Source organism: Rubrivivax sp. JA1055 (assembly GCF_020966565.1).
Taxonomy (GTDB): domain Bacteria; phylum Pseudomonadota; class Gammaproteobacteria; order Burkholderiales; family Burkholderiaceae_C; genus Rubrivivax; species Rubrivivax benzoatilyticus.
In genome coordinates, this window is sequence record NZ_JAJKFP010000001.1 from 455,906 (window position 1) to 473,514 (window position 17,609).

The 17,609-nt window shown below is 72.8% G+C and carries 15 protein-coding genes and 1 riboswitch; of the genes, 5 read left to right on the forward strand and 10 right to left on the reverse strand.

Annotated elements, in window-relative coordinates; translation table 11 throughout:
* Positions 1-64: 64 nt before the first annotated feature.
* Positions 65-1,129 carry a Gfo/Idh/MocA family protein gene (locus tag LOC65_RS01890; RefSeq protein WP_029718525.1) on the reverse strand — a complete coding sequence of 355 codons (1,065 nt, stop codon included), beginning with the start codon at positions 1,127-1,129 and terminating at the stop codon, positions 65-67.
* A gap of 54 nt (positions 1,130-1,183) precedes the next feature.
* On the opposite strand from LOC65_RS01890, the gene lysS reads away from it, so the two are divergent.
* Positions 1,184-2,662 carry a lysine--tRNA ligase gene (gene lysS / locus LOC65_RS01895; protein WP_009856566.1) on the forward strand — a complete coding sequence of 493 codons (1,479 nt, stop codon included), beginning with the start codon at positions 1,184-1,186 and terminating at the stop codon, positions 2,660-2,662.
* Positions 2,663-2,703: 41 nt separating this feature from the next.
* Positions 2,704-3,249, forward strand: a complete 546-nt coding sequence (locus LOC65_RS01900; protein ID WP_230246433.1) for a pyridoxamine 5'-phosphate oxidase family protein — start codon at positions 2,704-2,706, stop codon at positions 3,247-3,249.
* A 277-nt stretch (positions 3,250-3,526) separates the two neighbouring features.
* Here LOC65_RS01900 and LOC65_RS01905 read toward each other — a convergent pair whose 3' ends face one another.
* The 9 genes from LOC65_RS01905 to thiM form a co-directional block, all read right to left on the reverse strand.
* A complete protein-coding gene (locus LOC65_RS01905) occupies positions 3,527-4,321 on the reverse strand; it encodes an enoyl-CoA hydratase (protein ID WP_230246434.1) in 795 nt (264 codons plus the stop codon).
* A 66-nt stretch (positions 4,322-4,387) separates the two neighbouring features.
* Positions 4,388-5,488, reverse strand: a complete 1,101-nt coding sequence (locus LOC65_RS01910; RefSeq protein WP_230246435.1) for a DUF3108 domain-containing protein — start codon at positions 5,486-5,488, stop codon at positions 4,388-4,390.
* Positions 5,488-7,203, reverse strand: coding sequence for a M61 family metallopeptidase (locus tag LOC65_RS01915; protein WP_230246437.1), 1,716 nt, complete (start codon positions 7,201-7,203; stop codon positions 5,488-5,490). The genes LOC65_RS01910 and LOC65_RS01915 overlap by 1 nt, the downstream gene beginning before the upstream one ends.
* Before the next feature lies 1 nt (position 7,204).
* Positions 7,205-7,639: a DUF3429 domain-containing protein gene (locus LOC65_RS01920; protein ID WP_230246438.1), complete on the reverse strand. Its 435-nt coding sequence runs from the start codon at positions 7,637-7,639 to the stop codon at positions 7,205-7,207.
* An 89-nt stretch (positions 7,640-7,728) separates the two neighbouring features.
* Positions 7,729-8,460, reverse strand: a complete 732-nt coding sequence (locus LOC65_RS01925; RefSeq protein ID WP_009855251.1) for a DsbC family protein — start codon at positions 8,458-8,460, stop codon at positions 7,729-7,731.
* A complete protein-coding gene (locus tag LOC65_RS01930; protein ID WP_230246439.1) occupies positions 8,457-9,599 on the reverse strand; it encodes an FAD-dependent monooxygenase in 1,143 nt (380 codons plus the stop codon). The genes LOC65_RS01925 and LOC65_RS01930 overlap by 4 nt, the downstream gene beginning before the upstream one ends.
* A gap of 63 nt (positions 9,600-9,662) precedes the next feature.
* Complete coding sequence (gene thiD / locus LOC65_RS01935; RefSeq protein WP_230246440.1) at positions 9,663-10,505, reverse strand: bifunctional hydroxymethylpyrimidine kinase/phosphomethylpyrimidine kinase; 843 nt, start codon at positions 10,503-10,505, stop codon at positions 9,663-9,665.
* Positions 10,502-11,167 (reverse strand): thiamine phosphate synthase, encoded by a 666-nt coding sequence (thiE, locus tag LOC65_RS01940; RefSeq protein ID WP_230246441.1) that lies wholly within the window; start codon positions 11,165-11,167, stop codon positions 10,502-10,504. Before thiE ends, thiD begins: the two co-directional genes overlap by 4 nt.
* Positions 11,160-11,990, reverse strand: a complete 831-nt coding sequence (gene thiM, locus LOC65_RS01945) for a hydroxyethylthiazole kinase (RefSeq protein ID WP_230246442.1) — start codon at positions 11,988-11,990, stop codon at positions 11,160-11,162. Before thiM ends, thiE begins: the two co-directional genes overlap by 8 nt.
* A gap of 67 nt (positions 11,991-12,057) precedes the next feature.
* Positions 12,058-12,170: riboswitch (TPP riboswitch) on the reverse strand.
* Positions 12,171-12,251: 81 nt separating this feature from the next.
* On the opposite strand from thiM, the gene LOC65_RS01950 reads away from it, so the two are divergent.
* The 3 genes from LOC65_RS01950 (at position 12,252) to LOC65_RS01960 (ending at position 17,544) form a co-directional block, all read left to right on the forward strand.
* Complete coding sequence (locus tag LOC65_RS01950) at positions 12,252-13,103, forward strand: MOSC domain-containing protein (protein WP_230246443.1); 852 nt, start codon at positions 12,252-12,254, stop codon at positions 13,101-13,103.
* A gap of 96 nt (positions 13,104-13,199) precedes the next feature.
* Positions 13,200-14,294 (forward strand): redox-regulated ATPase YchF, encoded by a 1,095-nt coding sequence (ychF, locus tag LOC65_RS01955; RefSeq protein WP_009855257.1) that lies wholly within the window; start codon positions 13,200-13,202, stop codon positions 14,292-14,294.
* A 61-nt stretch (positions 14,295-14,355) separates the two neighbouring features.
* The gene (locus LOC65_RS01960) at positions 14,356-17,544 is read left to right on the forward strand and encodes a CHASE domain-containing protein (protein ID WP_230246444.1); all 3,189 of its coding nucleotides are present in this window, start codon (positions 14,356-14,358) and stop codon (positions 17,542-17,544) included.
* Positions 17,545-17,609 lie beyond the last annotated feature (65 nt).

Below are 17,609 nucleotides of genomic sequence, written 5' to 3' on the forward strand. Positions count from 1 at the left end.
GAGGGTGCCCTCTCCCGCTGCGCGGGCGAGGGGGCCTGACCGCGAGAGTCGGCCGGCGCTTGCATCAGAACACCAGCGGCAGGCCGACGCGAACGCCGTCGCGCGCGCTGCGGTAGGCGGCGATGATGACTTCGAGCGAGCGCAGGCCTTCGTAGCCGTCGACCTCGGCGCTCTTCTCGCCGCGCAACGTGCCAATGACGTTGTCGTAGTACAGCGGGTGGCCGGGGCCGTAGACCGAGGGCGCGGCGTAGCTGGCGTTCTTCACCGCCTCGTCCTCGGGCGCCGGGGTGTCGAACTCCCAGTGCTGGATCTGGTTGACGGCGACGCCGCCAATGCGCACCGTGCCGCGCTCGCCGAGGATCGTGATGCTGCCCTCGAAGTTCTTGCCGTGGGTCAGCATCGTCACGTTGATCGACGCCAGCCCGCCCTTGCGCAGCCGCAGCGACATCACGCCGGTGTCCTCGGCCTCGATGTCGCGGGCGAGCGTCGCGGTGTAGGCGTGCACGTTGTCGACCGGGCCGACCAGCCAGTCGACCATGTCGACGTAGTGGCTGGCCTGGTTCAGGAAGGCGCCGCCGTCCAGATCCCAGCGGCCGCGCCAGGGCGCGTCGTCGTAGTAGCTCTGCGGGCGCGTCCAGAAGACGTTGACGACGACGCAGTGGATGCGGCCGAAGCGCCCGGCGTCGACCGCGTGCTTGAGCAGCTGCATCGTCGGGTTGAGCCGGTTCTGCTTGACGACGAAGAGCTTGACGCCGGCGTCGCGGCAGACGCGCACCATCTCCATGCCTTCGTCCCACTTCGTCGCCATCGGCTTCTCGGTGAGCACGTGGCGGCCGGCGCGCGCGGCCTTCATCGCCTGGCGCGGGTGCAGGCCGCTGGGCGTGGCCAGCGTGACGATGTCGCAGTCGCTGGCTTCGAGCAGTTCGTCGAGGCTGGCATAGCCGGCGGCACCGGTCTTGGCGACCGCGGCGGCGAGGGCTTCGGGGCGGTTGTCGCAGACGGCGACGAGTTGGGCGCGGTCGGCGTGCTGCCGCAGCGCCTCCATGTGATTGGCCGAGATGCGGCCGCATCCGACCACGGCGAACCGGATCGGGCGCTGCACGATCGGCAGGCTGGGGCTGACTTTCATCGAACCGATCATTCTAGGCTGCGCCTAAAATTGCGGCACATCACCGGGCCCCCCATGACCGACGACAACCAACTGATCGCCGAACGCCGCGAGAAGCTGCAAGCCATCCGCGCCGCCGGCGTCGCTTTCCCGAACGACTTCAAGCCGCGCCACCACGCCGCGGACCTGCACCACCAGCACGGCCAGGTGCCCAACGAGGAGCTCGAGCCGAAGGCCGTCACGGTCTCGGTCGCCGGCCGCATGATGTTGAAGCGCGTGATGGGCAAGGCCTGCTTCGCGACGCTGCAGGACGCCACCGGCCGCATCCAGCTCTACGTCACGCAGGACGCCGTCGGGCCTGAGACGCTGGCCGCGTTCAAGCGCTGGGACCTGGGCGACATCCTCGGCTGCGAAGGCACGCTGTTCCGCACCAAGACCGGCGAGCTGTCGATCAAGGCGACGAACGTGCGCCTGCTGACCAAGAGCCTGCGCCCGCTGCCGGACAAGTTCCACGGCATGACCGACCAGGAGCAGAAGTACCGCCAGCGCTACGTCGACCTGATGACCGACGACGCCGCGCGCTCGCGTTTCGTCGCGCGCAGCAAGGCCGTCAGCTCGATCCGCCAGTACATGGTCGAGCACGGTTTCCTCGAGGTCGAGACGCCGATGCTGCACCCGATCCCGGGTGGCGCGAACGCCAAGCCTTTCGTCACGCACCACAACGCGCTGGACCAGGAGATGTTCCTGCGCATCGCGCCCGAGCTCTACCTGAAGCGGCTGCTGGTCGGCGGCTTCGAGCGTGTGTTCGAGATCAACCGCAACTTCCGCAACGAGGGGATCAGCGTCCGGCACAACCCCGAGTTCACGATGATGGAGTTCTACGCGGCGTACTGGACGCACCACGACCTGATGGACTTCACCGAACAGGTCCTGCGCCACGCCGCGCGCGCCGCCACCGGCAGCGCCACGCTGAGCTACGCCGGCCGCGAGGTCGACCTGGCCCAGCCGTTCGCGCGGCTGTCGGTGCGCAACTCGCTGGTCGTTCACGCCGGCGTCAGCGAGAGCGAGGCCGACGACGCCGCGGCGCTGCACGCCAGGCTCAAGGCGCTGGGCGAGGAGCCGCCGGCGCACTGGACGCTGGCCGAGCTGCAGTTCGGCCTGTTCGAGGCCGCGGTCGAAGACAAGCTCTGGCAGCCGACCTTCATCATCGACTACCCGGTCGAGGTCTCGCCGCTGGCGCGCGCGTCGGACAGCAACCCGTCGATCACCGAACGTTTCGAGCTCTTCATCACCGGGCGCGAGTACGCCAACGGCTTCTCCGAGCTCAACGACGCCGAGGACCAGGCGGCGCGTTTCCAGGCCCAGGTGGCGAACAAGGACGCCGGCGACGAGGAGGCGATGTACTACGACGCCGACTTCATCCGCGCGCTGGAGTACGGCATGCCCCCGGCCGGTGGTTGCGGCATCGGCATCGACCGGCTCATCATGCTGCTGACCGACAGCCCCAGCATCCGCGACGTGATCCTGTTCCCAGCGCTGCGCCGGGAGGCCTGACGCGAGGAAAGCGGCGAGTCGGCAGCGGGAGACGAAAAAGAATGAACGAACGCCTGCACGACCTCGCCGCCATCGAGGACGCCGTCTGGCACGAACTGGGCCGCGCGACCGACTCGGCCCATGACTGGCACGTCGGCGTGCTCGCCACCACCGACGGCCAGCGCGCCGACGCCCGCAGCGTCGTGCTGCGCGAGGTCGAGCCGGCGGCGCATTCGCTGATCGTCTACACCGACGCGCGCAGCCCCAAGGTCGCGCACGTCGAGACCCATCCCGAAGGCGTGCTGGTGCTGTGGTCGGCGACCCGCGGCTGGCAGCTGCGGGCGCACGTGCATGTGACGGTGGAGACCTCCGGCCTGGCCGTCTGGTCGCGCTGGGCCAAGCTGATGATGACGCCCGCGGCGCAGGACTACCTGTCGCCGCTGCCGCCCGGCAGCCGCATCGTCAAGCCGGTGCCCGAACGCGGCACCCGCGCCCACTTCGCGATGATGACGATGCGCGTCGACGCGCTCGACTGGCTGGAACTGCACCCCGAAGGCCAGCGCCGCGCGCTGTTCGACGCCGACGGCGGGCACTGGCTGGCGCCGTGACGCGGGCCGCGGGGGACGGGGATGGGACGGGGTCAGGTCCCACAGGACCTGACCCCTGCATTCCGGCGCCGCGAGGAGGGTCAGGTCCCACGATGGGGTGGGGTCAGGTCCCACAGGACCTGACCCCGGTATTCCGGCGCCGCGAGGGGGTCAGGTCTCACGAGACCTGACCCCGCACTTCCGCGGGGGAAGGGGTCAGGTCCCACGGGACCTGACCCCGGACTTCTGACCCCGGACTTCTGACCCCGGACTTCTCGCACTTCGACCCCGCACTTCCTCAGCGCTGCCTGAACGCCGGCTTGCGCTTGGCGACGAAGGCCGCCATGCCTTCCTTCTGGTCCTCGGTGGCGAACAGCGCGTGGAACAGCCTGCGTTCGTAGCCCAGGCCGTCGGCCAGGCCGGACTCGAAGGCGCGGTTGACGCACTCCTTGGCCATCATCACGCTCGGGCCGCTCTGGGCGTTGATCAGCTCGGCGGCGGCCAGCGCCTCGTCGAGCAGCGCTGCCGCCGGCACGACGCGCGACACCAGCCCGGCGCGCTCGGCCTCGGCGGCGTCCATCATGCGGGCCGTCAGGATCATGTCCATCGCCTTGGCCTTGCCCACCGCACGCGGCATCCGTTGCGTGCCGCCGGCGCCGGGGATGATGCCGAGCTTGATCTCGGGCTGGCCGAACTTCGCCGTGTCGGCGGCGATGATGAAGTCGCACATCATCGCCAGCTCGCAGCCGCCACCGAGCGCGAAGCCCGAGACCGCGGCGATGACGGGTTTCCTCACGCGCAGGATGCGCTCCCAGTTGCGCGTGATGAAGTCGCCCTTGTAGGCGTCCATGAAGCTGAAGCCGGCCATCGCGGTGATGTCGGCGCCGGCGGCGAAAGCCTTCTCGCTGCCGGTGATGACGATGCAGCCGACCGTGTCGTCGGCGTCGAAGGCGGCCAGCGCGTCGCCGAGCTGGTCCATCAGCGCGTCGTTCAGCGCGTTCAGCTGCTTGGGCCGGTTCAGCGTGACGAGCGCGGTGCGGCGTTCGCCGTCGCCTCGCAGTTCGGTCAGCACCAGGGGCTCGGGGGTCGTCATGCGGCGGTCTCCTGTCGTCGGTGAAGCGCCCGTGCGGGCTCGGCGCCGACTATGCCGCAAGCGCGTTCAGCTCGGCGTGGCCTGGCGCGGCAGCTGGCGGATCAGCAGGTCGACCCAGGTGTCGTCGTCCTGGCGGATGACGATGCGCACCGGCAGGTACTGCACCGTCGGCGCGACCCACATCTCGGCCGTCAGGTCCTTGCCCGGCCGCGCGCTGCCGCGCGGCTTGACGTGCACGGTGTCGAGATCGCCGAACGGCGCGTGCACGGTCTCGCGGCCGATGACGTCGTAGGTCCAGGTGTCGGCACGGCGCGGCAGCGCCAGCGGCAGCTGCACCGAGCGGCCGGGCTCCAGCAGCGCCGGCTGGGTGATGAACAGCCAGGTCATCTGCACGAACTGGCTGGCGCTGTCCTGCACGCCGTCGATCATCGGCAGCTCGCGGCCGTTGGCCAGGCGGATCACGTGGTCGTCGAAATGCACCGTGAGCTGGCGCGCGTCGCGGAACGCGGCCCGCGTCAGCTCGTCGTAGCGGCGCGGGCGCAGGCCGTGCTCGGTGACCTCGCCATCGCTGGACAGCCGGCGCGTGACCAGCGGCGCGAACGACGGGCCGATCTTCACCTCGACGATGACCTGGTACTGCCAGCCCACACGCAGCCACTCGACCGTGGCCTCGCCCTGCACCGGCCCGCGATAGTGGCCGGTCAGCGTGTAGCTCAGCTGCGTCGACGGCGGCCATTCGAACGGCGGCGCGCCGGCGGCCGCGTCGGCGCTGGCCACGGGTTGCGGCATGCCCGGCAGCGGCACCGGCGGTTCGGGCGGCGGCCCCAGGGTCTCGTCGCCGACGGCGACAGGGGTCTCCGGGGGCGCTTGGGTCTCGGCGACGACCGTCGGCTCCGGCGCCGAAGCGGGTTCGGAAGCCGCCGGCGCGGCCACCGGCGCCACGGCCGTCGGCGCGCGACGGGCCGGCGCCGGCCGGGTGGCGGGCGCCTCCGGCGGCGGGGCCGGCTGCAGCGTGCGCACGAAGGCGACGTCCAGGCGCCGCGGCACGCCGGCGCCGGCGTCGACGAGCCCGGCCTGCAGCAGCGCATCGGCCAGCCCCAGGTGCACGGCGACGAGCGCCAGCGCCAGCACCGCCAGCGCCGCCCGTCGCCGCGTGCGACGCTCCATCAGCGGCCCAGCCAGTCCTTGCGGCGGGACTGCGCCAGCGCCGACGCGGCGCCCTCGACGGCCAGGCCCACCGCCGGCGAGGCGGCGGCGCCGGGGCGGACCACCAGCGGCTGCAGGCGCTGGTCGCGCGCGACCAGCAGCTCGAACGGCGCGCCGGCCGGCAGCCACTGCAGCGCGTCCTCGAGCCGGCGCAGCCGCCAGCCGTCGACGGCCAGCAGTTCGTCGCCGGGCGCGACGCCGGCGGCTTCGGCCGCACTGCCACGCAGCACCTGGCGCACCACCGAACCCGCTGCGCCTTCGCTCAGCCGCAGGCCCAGGCGCTGCGCCAGCGAGCCGGCACCGAGTTGTGTCGTGACGCCGAAGCCGGCCAGCGCCTCGGACACCGGCAGCTCGCCGGTGCCGTGCACCCACTCGGCCAGTTCCTCGGCAAGGCCGGGCACGCCGTCGGCCAGCGCAGCCACCAGGTCGGCTTCGTCGACCGGGCGCTCGGCGTGGCGCTTCCACAGCCGGCGCATCGCCTCGTCCAGCGAGCTGCCGGCGGCACGGCGGCGCAGGTCGACGAGCAGCGCGACCAGCGCACCCTTGGCGTAGTAGCTGACGGTGGCGTTGGGCGTGTTCTCGTCGGCGCGGTAGTAACGCGTCCAGGCGTCGGCCGCGGCCTGGGCGACGCTCTGCACGCGCCGGCCCGGCGTGGCCAGCACGCCGGCGAGCTGCTTGCCGAGCAGCGCCAGGTAGCGCTCGCGCGTCACGAGCCCGGTGCGCAGCAGCGACAGGTCGTCGTAGTAGGACGTGAAGCCCTCGAAGAACCACAGCAGCGAGGTCGGCGCCTCGCGCCCGAGGTCGGCGCCGACCAGCGAGCGCGGGCGCAGCCGCTTGACGTTCCAGGTGTGGAAGTACTCGTGGCTGAACAGGCCCAGCAGGCCGACGTAGGCCTCGCCGGGTTCGGCTTCGCCGCGGCGCGGCAGGTCGCGGCGCGAGGCGATCAGTGCCGTGCTGGCGCGGTGCTCCAGGCCGCCGTAGGCGTCGTCGGCGGCGTGCAGCAGGAACAGGTAACGCGAGAACGGCGGCTTGCCGCGCGCGCCGTGCCAGAAGCGGATCTGCCAGCGGCAGATGCGCTCGACGTCGGCCAGCAGGCGCTCGCCGTCGAAGCTCGGCCAGGCGCCGTCGACGGCGATCTCGTGCTCCGCCCCGGCGACCTCGAAACGCCCGCGCCAGAAGCGGCCGAAGGCGAACGGGTGGTCGATGGCCTCGTCGTAGTCGGCGGCCTGCCAGCGGCGCCGGCCGGCGGCCGGCATCGCGGTGGCGACCTCCCAGCCGGCGGGCAGCGGGCCGAGCTCGATGACGTGCGGCTCGTGCTCGCGGCCTTCGGCGCGCAGCAGCCCGCTGGTGCCGTTGAAGAAGCCGCGTGTGCCGTCGAGGAAGGCGCCACGCACCGACGGGTCGTTGGCGTAGACGGTGGCGATGACGACCAGCGCCTCGGCGCCGTCGCAGCGCGCCAGCCAGCTCGTCTTGTCCAGCGCTTCCAGTGCGACGGCACGGTCACCCTGCTTCGCCTCCAGCCCGACCAGGTGACGCGCGAAGTCGCGGATCATGTAGCTGCCCGGGATCCACGCCGGCAGCGCCAGCCGCTGCGCCGCCGCCGGCCGCGGCAGCGTCAGCGTGACGCGGAACAGGTGGGCGTGGAGGTCGGCGAACTCGATGCGGTAACGCGGCATTTCAGCTCCCGGCTCCGGCGGCGCCCAGGAAACAGCTCAGCGACGCGATCGCGCTCAGGCGGAAGCGCAGCGTCAGCCAGTGGCCCATGCCGTGGCGCGGGTAGACGCCGCGGTCGACGAGGTAGCAGACGACGAGCATCACGCCGAGCACGACCAGCCCGGCGTTGGCCGGCATCATCACGCCGGCCCAGGCGACCAGCGGCGGCACGACGCCGTTGACGAACAGCCGGCCCTCGGGCTGGGCTTCGCGGAAACCGATGCCCCAGTGGATGCCGCCGAGGAAGGACACGACGGTGGCGGCGTACGCGGCCAGCGCCAGCGTCGCGTAGGGCAGCACGTCGGGATGCACCAGCCAGACCAGGGCGGCGCCGAGCACGAACGGCAGCAGCCCGGCATAACCGAGCCGCAGCGCGGCAGGAGACAGCGTGGGAGTCATGCGGCGATTGTCGCCGCGGCCGTTCAGCCCTGCTCTGGCCGCGCCAGCCGCCAGGCCCTTCGCGGGCAGCGGCCGGCCGGCGTGCGGCCTCAGACCTTCTTCGACGCGGCGGCCAGCAGCTTCTCGACCTGGTCGATCGGGATCGCCCCCGGCTTGCGCGTGCCGTCCTCGAAGACGACCGCCGGCGTGCCGTTGATGCGGTGGCGCTGGCCGAGCGCGACGTTGCGCGCCAGCGCACCGGCGTCGCAGGCGCCCATCGCCTTGGGCGGCACGACACCGTCGAGCATCCAGGCGCGCCAGGTCTTGGCCGGATCCTTGTTGCACCAGATGTCGCGCGACTTGGCGCTGGAGTCCGGCCCCAGGATCGGCATCAGGAAGGCGTGGATCGTCAGGTCCTTCACGCCGGCGAGGTCACGCTCGAAACGTTTGCAGTAGCCGCAGTTCGGGTCGACGAAGACCGCGACCTGGCGCTTGCCGCTGCCCTGGCGCAGCGTGATCGCGTCCTTGAACGGCAGCTTGGCGAAGTCGATCGCCGTCAGCTGGTCCAGCCGGGCCTCGGTGAGGTTGGTCAGCGTCTTGGTGTCGAGGATCGAGCCCTGGACGATGAACTCGGCCTTGGCGTCGACGTACAGGATCTCGCTGCCGCCGTAGCGCACCTCGTAGAGGCCGGCGATCGGCGCCGGGCGCACCTCGTCGATCCTGGGCATGCTGGGCAGGCGCTCGGCGAGCGCCTTGCGGATCGCGGCTTCCTGCGCCGCGGCGCTGCCGCAGGCGAGCACGGCGGCGGCAGCCAGGGCCAGCCGCGCGGTCGTCGTCTTCATCGGGGTTCCTTCGAAACGGCGGGGGGACGGTCCAGCGCACGCTCGGTCAGGAAACGCTTGAGCGGCGGCAGACGGTTCACCAGATCCAGACCCCGGTTGCGAAGTTCCCTGAGCAGCGGCTCCTCGCTCGCGAACAGATGCAGCAGCGCGTCGGTGAGCTGGCCCATCGCGCGTGTCGGCAGCTCGCGTTCACGCGCGTAGCGGCGCAGCAGCTTCTCGTCGCCGAGCGCCCGCCAGGGTTCGCGCCCGGCAACCGCCGCCGACAGCGCGGCGACGTCGGCCAGGCCGAGGTTGAGCCCCTGGCCGGCCAGCGGATGCACGACGTGGGCGGCGTCGCCGACCAGCACCCAGCCCGGGCCGCACAGCCGTTCGGCGCGGCCGAAAGCGAGCGGGAAGTCGGCGCGCGCACCGGCGAGGCGCAGCATGCCGGCGGTGCCGCCGGTGGCTTCGGCCAGCGCGGCCTCGAAACCGGCGTCGTCCAGCGCCATCAGCTCGGCGGCGCGCGCTTCGGGCACCGACCAGACCAGGCCGTAACCGTGGCCGGCGCGCGGCCGGTCGAACGGCAGCAGCGCCAGGATGTCGGGCGAACGGAACCACTGGCGCGCCAGGCCGGCGTGCGCCTGATCGGCCTCCAGCCGGGCGCAGACCGCGCGCTGGCCGTAGGGATGCAGCGCCATCTTCACGCCCAGGCGCTCGCGTGTCGGCGAGGCCTTGCCTTCGGCGAGCACGACGAGTTCGGCCGGCACCTCGCTGCTCACGCGTTCCAGATGCGGCGCGAAGCGTGCGGCGGTGCCCAGCGCGTGTTCGAGTTCGGCGGCGTCGACGATCCAGGCCAGCGCGTCGGCGCCTTGCGACCAGGCGGAGAAATCGAGTGCATTGCCCGCCACGTCGCCTTCGATGCGCATGTCGTGCACCGGCGTGCGCGCATCCGGCGGCAGCGCATCCCAGACCCGCAGCGACTGCAGCAGCGCGACCGAGGCGGCGTTCAGCGCATAGGTGCGGATGTCGGCGCGGCCGGCCGGGGCGACCGGCGGCGAGCTGCCGAGCAGCGCGACACGCAGGCCCTGGCGGGCAAGAGACAAGGCACCGGCCAGCCCCACGGCGCCGGCGCCGCGGACGAGGACGTCGCAGGAGGCCATGCGGCGGATTGTAGGGAGCGGGCCGCGCGCGCCGGGTCGACGCCGCGCAAGCCCGCGACGGCGTCACAGCTCGATCAGCCGCGTCGGCTCGGGCGCCGCGCCGTGGTTCAGCGGCCCGCTGCCGGCGCCGGTGCGCACCGCCGCGCCGGCGGCCAGCGCCTGGCGCACGTAGGCGTGCGCGGACTGCACCGCGGCGTCCAGCGTGTCGCCCAAGGCCAGCCGTGCGGCGATCGCCGACGACAGCGTGCAGCCGGTGCCATGCGTGTTGGCGCTGGCGATACGCGGCGCGCGCAGCCAGCGCCGGCCGCCGGCGCGCGTGGCCAGCAGGTCGGCGACCTCGTCGCCCGGCAGATGGCCGCCCTTGAGCAGCACCGCCGGCGCGCCGCGCGCCAGCAGCTCGTCGGCGGCCGCCGCCATGCCGGCTTCGTCGTCCAGCCGGCGGCCGGTCAGGAACCCGGCTTCGTCGAGGTTGGGCGTGACCAGCGCGGCACGCGGGAAGAGCTCGGCGACCAGCGCCTGCACGGCGTCGTCCTGCAGCAGGCGCGAGCCGCTGGTCGAGATCATCACCGGGTCCAGCACCACCGGCGCCAGGCGGTGGGCGTCGAGCGCGTCGGCGACGGCGTGCACGATCTCCGGCGCGTGCAGCATGCCGATCTTCACCGCGTCGGCGCCGATGTCCTCGGCGACGGCGTCGATCTGGGCGCGCAGCATCGCCGGCGGCACGCCGTGGATCGCGCGCACGCCCCGCGTGTTCTGCGCCGTCAGCGCGGTGATCGCCGTCATGCCGTAGGCGCCGAGCGCGGCGACGGCCTTCAGGTCGGCCTGGATGCCGGCACCGCCGCCGCTGTCCGAGCCGGCGATGATCAGCACCCGCGCGTAGCGGTGAGTGAAGGGCGGCGGCGTCATCGTGCGCCCTCCGCGACCGCACGGGCCAGCTCGCGCGCCGCCGCTTCCGGGTCGGCCGCGGCGCAGATCGCGCTGACGACGGCGACGCTGTCGGCGCCGTGTGCAATGGCCAGCGCGGCATTGCCGGCGTGCAGGCCGCCGATGGCGACCAGCGGCAGCGCCGTCGCGTCGCGCGCCGCGCGCAGGCCGGCCAGCCCCCAGGGCGGCGCGGCGTCGCTCTTGGTCGCCGTCGCGAACACCGGGCTGGTGCCCAGGTAGTCCAGCGGCAGTGTGGCCGCGCGGCGCAGGTCGTCGAAGCTCTCGACCGACCAGCCGATGAAGACCTCGGGCGGCAGCAGCCGGCGCGCGTCCTCGACCGGCATGTCGCTCTGGCCCAGGTGCACGCCGTCGGCACCGCAGGCCAGCGCGACGTCGACACGGTCGTTGACGACCAGCGGCACCCGCAGCGGCGCCAGCAGCGCCTTCAGCGCCCGGGCACGTTCGACGAAAGCGCGTGTGCCGAGCTGTTTCTCGCGCAGCTGCACGCAGCGCACGCCGCCCCGGACGGCGGCGGCGACGACCTGCTCCAGCGGCCGGCCGGCGCACAGCGCCTCGTCGGTGACCAGCATCAGCCGCAGCGCCTCGACGCCCCAGCCGGCCATCGGCACGCGGCGCTCAGTCATCGAGCAGCCTCGCGCGGGCCAGGAAACCGGCTTCGTCGACGAGCTGCAGCGCGTCGACCAGCAGCGCGGCCATCGTGCCGACGCCGGCGCCACGGGCGCGCGCCTGCTCGGCGGCGATCTCGCCGGCCACGCCCATCAGCGCGGTGGCCGCGGCGGTGGCGCGCCAGGCGTCGGGCTGCACGGCGCAGAAGGCGCCGACCAGCGCCGTCAGCGAGCAGCCGACGCCGGTGATGCGTGTCATCCACTCGTGGCCGTTGTCCAGGCGCAGCACACGGCCGTCGGGCGCGACGACGTGGTCGACGGCGCCGCTGACGCAAACGACGGCGCCGTGGTTGGCCGCCAGTGCCAGCGCCGGCGCCAGCGCCGCCTCGGCGCCGGCGCTGCTGTCGACGCCGCGCGTGGCGACGGCCTCGCCGGCCAGGCTCATGATCTCCGAGGCGTTGCCGCGGATCGCCGTCGGCCGCCCGGCGGCCAGCAGCGCCGCCAGCGTGCGGTTGCGGTAGGCCGTGGCGCCGGCGCCCACCGGGTCCAGCGCCACCGGCACGCCGCGCGCGTTGGCGGCGCGCAGCGCGATCGTCATCGCCTCGACGGCATAGGCGTCGAGCGTGCCGATGTTGATGACCAGCGCCTGGGCGATGGCGACCATGTCCTCCAGCTCCTCGTGCGCCTGGGTCATCACCGGCGAGGCGCCGGCGGCCAGCAGCACGTTGGCGTTGAAGTTGGTCACCACCACGTTGGTGATGCTGTGCACGAGCGGGCGGCGCTCGCGCAGGGTCTGGATGTCGGCCCAGAGATCGCGGGCCTGGAGCGTGGTTCTTGCCATGACGTCCTTGCAACGAAATGGCAGGTCGGCCGGCTCCGGAAGCGGCGGCGCGGCAGCACGGCAGCGGCGCTTCCGGACTCGACTTCCCTGCGCGAGGATTACCTCAATCAGGTTCTAAGGGACTCTCTCAGCCGGCCTGGCCGTCGCACGACGGCCGGGCCAGCACCCCCAGCGAGACCGCGCAACAGGCGCGGCGAACGCCATTCTAGAAGGCGCGGGCCGCGCACAATCGGCGTCCCACCCCGCCGTTCGGAGGCTCGTTTGAGCGATCTCGACTGCCGCGTCGCGCAGCTGTTCGTCCACCCCGTGAAGTCCTGCGCCGGCATCGAATGCGACGAAGCGCTCGTCGTCGAGACCGGCCTCGACCTGGACCGCGCCTGGATGCTGGTCGACGAGACCGGCGCGATGCTCACCCAGCGCCAGCTGCCGCGTTTGGCGCTGGTCGCGACCACGCTGCGCGGCGACGAGCTGGTGCTGCGTGCGCCCGGCATGCTGGCGCTGCACCTGCCGGTCGACCAGGTCGAGCGCGCCACCCGCGCCCGCGTCTGGGACGACGAGGTCGCGGCTTACGACCTCGGCGCGCTGGCCGCGCAGTGGTTCGGCGACTTCCTCGGCCGCCCGGCGCGGCTGCTGCGTTTCGACCCCGAGCAGCGCCGGCTGTCCTCGCGCCGCTGGACCGGCGACATCGAGGCCGAGAACCAGTTCTCCGACGGCTTCCCGATCCTCGTCGCCTCCACCGCCTCGCTGGCCGAACTGAACGAGCGTCTGGCGGCACGCGGCCAGCCGCCGGTGGGCATCGAACGTTTCCGCCCCAACCTCGTGCTCGACGGCCTGCAGCCCTTCGACGAGGACCACGTCGACGAGATCGTCATCGAGGCCGACGGCGGCCCGGTGCGGCTGAAGCTCGTCAAACCCTGCGTGCGCTGCTCGATCCCGAACGTCGACCCGGCGACGGCCGAGACCGGCGCCGAGCCCGGCGCGACGCTGGCCGGTTTCCGCGCCGACGCGCGCATGGATGGCGGCATCACCTTCGGCATGAACGCGGTGATCGTCGAAGGTTTCGGCCGCACGCTGCGCCGCGGCCAGGCGGCGAACGCGAGCTGGGCCTTCTGAATCCGCACGGCGGGCGCCGGCTGTAGGAAAATCGCCGCCTTCGCGCCGGCGCCTGCCGCCGGCGCCCCGAACGCCTCCTTTCGCGAAAGCCCCTCCATGAGCCTCAAGTGCGGCATCGTGGGCCTGCCCAACGTCGGCAAGTCCACCCTCTTCAACGCCCTCACCAAGGCCGGCATCGCCGCCGAGAACTACCCGTTCTGCACGATCGAGCCCAACGTCGGCGTCGTCGAGCTGCCCGATCCGCGCCTCGTCAAGCTCTCCGAGATCGTCAAGCCCGAGCGTGTCGTGCCGGCGATCGTCGAGTTCGTCGACATCGCGGGCCTCGTGGCCGGCGCCAGCAAGGGCGAAGGCCTGGGCAACCAGTTCCTGAGCCACATCCGCGAGACCGACGCCATCGTCAACGTCGTGCGCTGCTTCGACGACGAGAACGTGATCCACGTCGCCGGCCGTGTCGACCCGATCGCCGACATCGAGGTCATCCAGACCGAGCTCTGCCTGGCCGACCTGGGCACCGTCGAGAAGAGCCTGGTGCGCTACTCCAAGCAGGCGCGTGCCGGCGGCGACAAGGAAGCCCAGCGCCTGGTCGACGTGCTGCAGAAGTGCCAGGCGGCGCTGAACGAGGCCAAGCCGGTGCGCTCGATCGACTTCAGCAAGGAAGAGCTGGTCGTGCTCAAGCCGCTGTGCCTGATCACCGCCAAGCCGGCGATGTTCGTCGGCAACGTCGCCGAGGACGGCTTCGAGAACAACGCCTACCTCGAGCGGCTGCGCGAGTACGCCGCGGCGCAGAAGGCGCCGGTGGTCGCGATCTGCGCCAAGACCGAGGCCGACCTGGCCGACATGTCCGACGAGGACCGCACGCTGTTCCTGGCCGAGATGGGCCAGGACGAGCCGGGCCTGAACCGCCTGATCCGCGCCGCGTTCACGCTGCTGGGCCTGCAGACCTACTTCACCGCCGGCGTGAAGGAAGTGCGCGCCTGGACGATCCACATCGGCGACACCGCGCCGCAGGCCGCCGGCGTCATCCACACCGACTTCGAGCGCGGCTTCATCCGCGCCCAGACCATCGCCTACGAGGACTTCGTCGCCTTCGGCGGCGAACAGGGTGCCAAGGACGCCGGCAAGATGCGCGCCGAAGGCAAGGAATACGTCGTCAAGGACGGCGACGTGATGAACTTCCTGTTCAACGTCTGATCCCCACGACCATTTCCTGAGCGCCGCGACACGCGGCGCCGGGCGGCGGTAGAGTGGGTCCGTGCGCCCGAACGCCGACGCCCCGTCCGCCGTCGCCACTCCACCCGCCTGGCGGGTCGCCGTCGCGACGGCCCTCGCCTACGCGGCGATCGGCTGGCTGGCCCTGCTGCTGGCCGTGCCGCCGGGCTACGCCTCGCCGTTGTATCCGCCGTCAGGCATCGCGCTGGTCGCGGTGCTGGTCTACGGGCGCGCGGCACTGCCCGGGGTCTTTCTCGGCAGCTGTCTCGTCAACCTCGTGCTCGGCGCGGCTCGCGGGCAGGCCGAGCTCTCCGCCCTGCTCGTGCCGGTGGCGATCGGCTTTGGCGCGATGCTGCAGGCCGCGCTGGGCGCGGCGCTGGTACGACGGCTGGTGCCGCAGCCGCTGGTGCTCGACAGCGTGCGCGACATCACGGCCACCGGCGTCTGGGGCGGCATCGTCGCCTGCCTGGTCAACCCTGTCGTCGCGACGACGGCGCTGTGGAGCGCCGGGGCGCTGAGCAACAGCCAGGCGCCGGTGACGGCGCTGACCTGGTGGGTCGGCGACACGCTCGGCGTGATGATCGGTGCCCCGCTGGCGCTGACCCTCGTCGGCCGGCCGGCCGCCGCCTGGCGCCCGCGGCGGCGCACGGTGGCGCTGCCGCTGCTGGCCACGACGCTGCTGCTGGCCGGCGCGACGGTGGCGGTGGGGCGCTGGGACCGCGAGCGCCTCGTCGCCAGCTTCCAGGCCGACGCCGCAACGCTGGCCGCCGACGCCGACCGCCAGCTGCACGAGCCGTTGCAGGCGCTGCAGGCCCTGGCCGGCGCCTACCGGGCGGCCGGCGGCATGAATGCCGCCATGCTGGACGACGCGGCGCGCTGGTGGCTGTCGCAGCCGCTGCAGCTGCGCGCCGCGGGCCACGCCAGCCGCGTGCCGCGCCACGCGATCGCCGCCTTCGAGGCCCGCCAGCGCGGCGCCGGCGCGGCCGACTTCACGGTGCACATGCGCGGGCCGACCAGCTCGCCGGATGCGCTGGTGATCGACCTCATCGCGCCGCGCGAGTCCAACGAACGGGCGCTGGGCGTCGACATCACGACGATCCCGGCGGCCCGCGCCGCGCTGGAGCTGGCACGCCAGAGCGGCGAGCCGACGGCCACCGCGGCGTTCCGGCTGTCGCAGTCGGACCCGAAGGACGACGAGAACGGCTTCGTCCTGTACTACCCGCTCTACGCCGGCGGCCGGCCGGCGGACGCCGCAACACGCGCCGAGCGCTTCACCGGCGTGCTGTTCGTCACCGTGCGCGCCGAACGCCTGCTCTCCAGCCTGCCGGGCAACGACGCCGCCGGCCTGCACTGGTGTCTGGTCGACACCGAGCCCGGCATCGAACGTGTCCGCCTGGCCGGCCCCACCGGCTGCGAGGACGAACGCCCCGAGGGCCTGCGCGCCGAGCACCGCATCGCGCTGGCCGCACGCACGCTGGAACTGCGCGTGACTTCGACGCCGGCCTGGGAACGTGAACGCCAGCAGACCAACGCCTGGGTGTTCTCGGTGGCCGGGCTGGCCGCCGCCGCCGTGCTCGGTGCGCTGCTGCTGACCGTGACCGGTCGCGCCCACCGCATCGGCCTGGCCGTCGACGAGCGCACCGCCGAGCTGCGCCGCGAGATCGGCGAGCGCCGTCGCGCCGAGGAGGAGATGCGCGAGGTGCAGGACCGGCTGCGCGGCATCCTCGACAACGTGCCGATCGGCGTGATGTTCGCCGACCTCGACGGCCGCCTGCTCGACACCAACCCCTGCCTGTGCACGATGCTCGGCCGCAGCGCCGAAGAGCTGGTGCGCTGCTCGCTCGACGACATCTCCCACCCCGACGAACGCGAGGCCGACCGCCAGGCGCTGCGCACGCTGCGTGCCGGCGGCGCGAGCACGGTGCGCCGCCAGACGCGGCTGCTACGTGCCGACGGCGCGGCGCTGCACGCGCGCACGCTGTTCACGCTGCTGCACGACGCCTCGGGCCAGCCCTGGCGCCTGGCCGGTGTCGCCGAGGACATCACCGAGCACCGGCGGCTCGAGGAGTCGGAGCGGGCGCTGCACCGCGCCGAGGCCGCCAACCGCGCCAAGACCGAGTTCCTGTCGCGCATGAGCCACGAGCTGCGCACGCCGCTGAACGCGATGATCGGCTTCGCCCAGCTGCTGGGCCTGGACCGCGACCCGCCGCTGGCGCCGCACCAGCGCGAGTGGTCGACGCAGATGCTGCGCGCCGGCTGGCACCTGCTGGCGATGATCAACGACACGCTGGACCTGGCGCGGCTGGAGACCGGTGCGGTGCAGCTGGACCTGCGCCCGCTGGACCTGCGTTCGGCCGTCGGCGCCAGCATCGAGATGATCGCCACCGCCGCCGAGCGCATGGGCGTCACGGTGGATGCCGAACTCGCGCCGGAAGCGCTGGCGGTGCTGGCCGACGACACGCGGCTCAAGCAGGTGCTGACCAACCTGCTGTCCAACGCGGTCAAGTACAACCGGCCGGGCGGCACCGTCGTCGTCGAGTCGCTGGCGCCCGACGACGAACACGTGCAGCTGCGCGTGCGCGACACCGGCCTGGGCATGACGCCGGAGCAGGTGGCCGGCCTGTTCCAGCCCTACAACCGGCTGGGCCGCGAGCAGAGCACGATCGAGGGCACCGGCATCGGCCTCGTCATCAGCCGCCGGCTGGCCGAGCTGATGGGCGGCACGCTCGACGGCGACAGCACCGCCGGCAGCGGCTCGGTGTTCACGCTGACGCTGCCGCGCGCCGAGCTGGTGGCCGGCGCGCCGCCGTCGACGATCAGCGCGCCGCTGGAGCCCTACACCCGGCGGCGCGTGCACTACATCGAGGACAACGAGACCAACGTCGAGGTCATGCGCGGCGTGCTCGCGCAGCGGCCGCAGATCGTGCTGGAGGTCTCGACGATGGGTCTGGACGGGCTGGCCGCGGTGCGCCAGCACCGGCCGCACCTGATCCTGCTGGACATGCACCTGCCCGACATCAGCGGCCTGGAGCTGCTGCGCCACCTGAAGCAGGACCGCGACGTCGCCGACATCCCGGTGATCGTCGTCAGCGCCGACGCGACGACGGCGCGCATGCAGGAGGCGCTGACGCTGGGCGCGGCGCAGTACGTCACCAAGCCGCTGGACGTGCGCCGCTTCCTGCGCACCGTCGACGAGGCGCTGGCGTCGCACGAGACACGCTGGGGCTTGTGACGGGCGGAGCACCTCGAACGTGGCCGCTGCCTCGGCGGGCCGTCGCTACACTCGACGCGACAAGA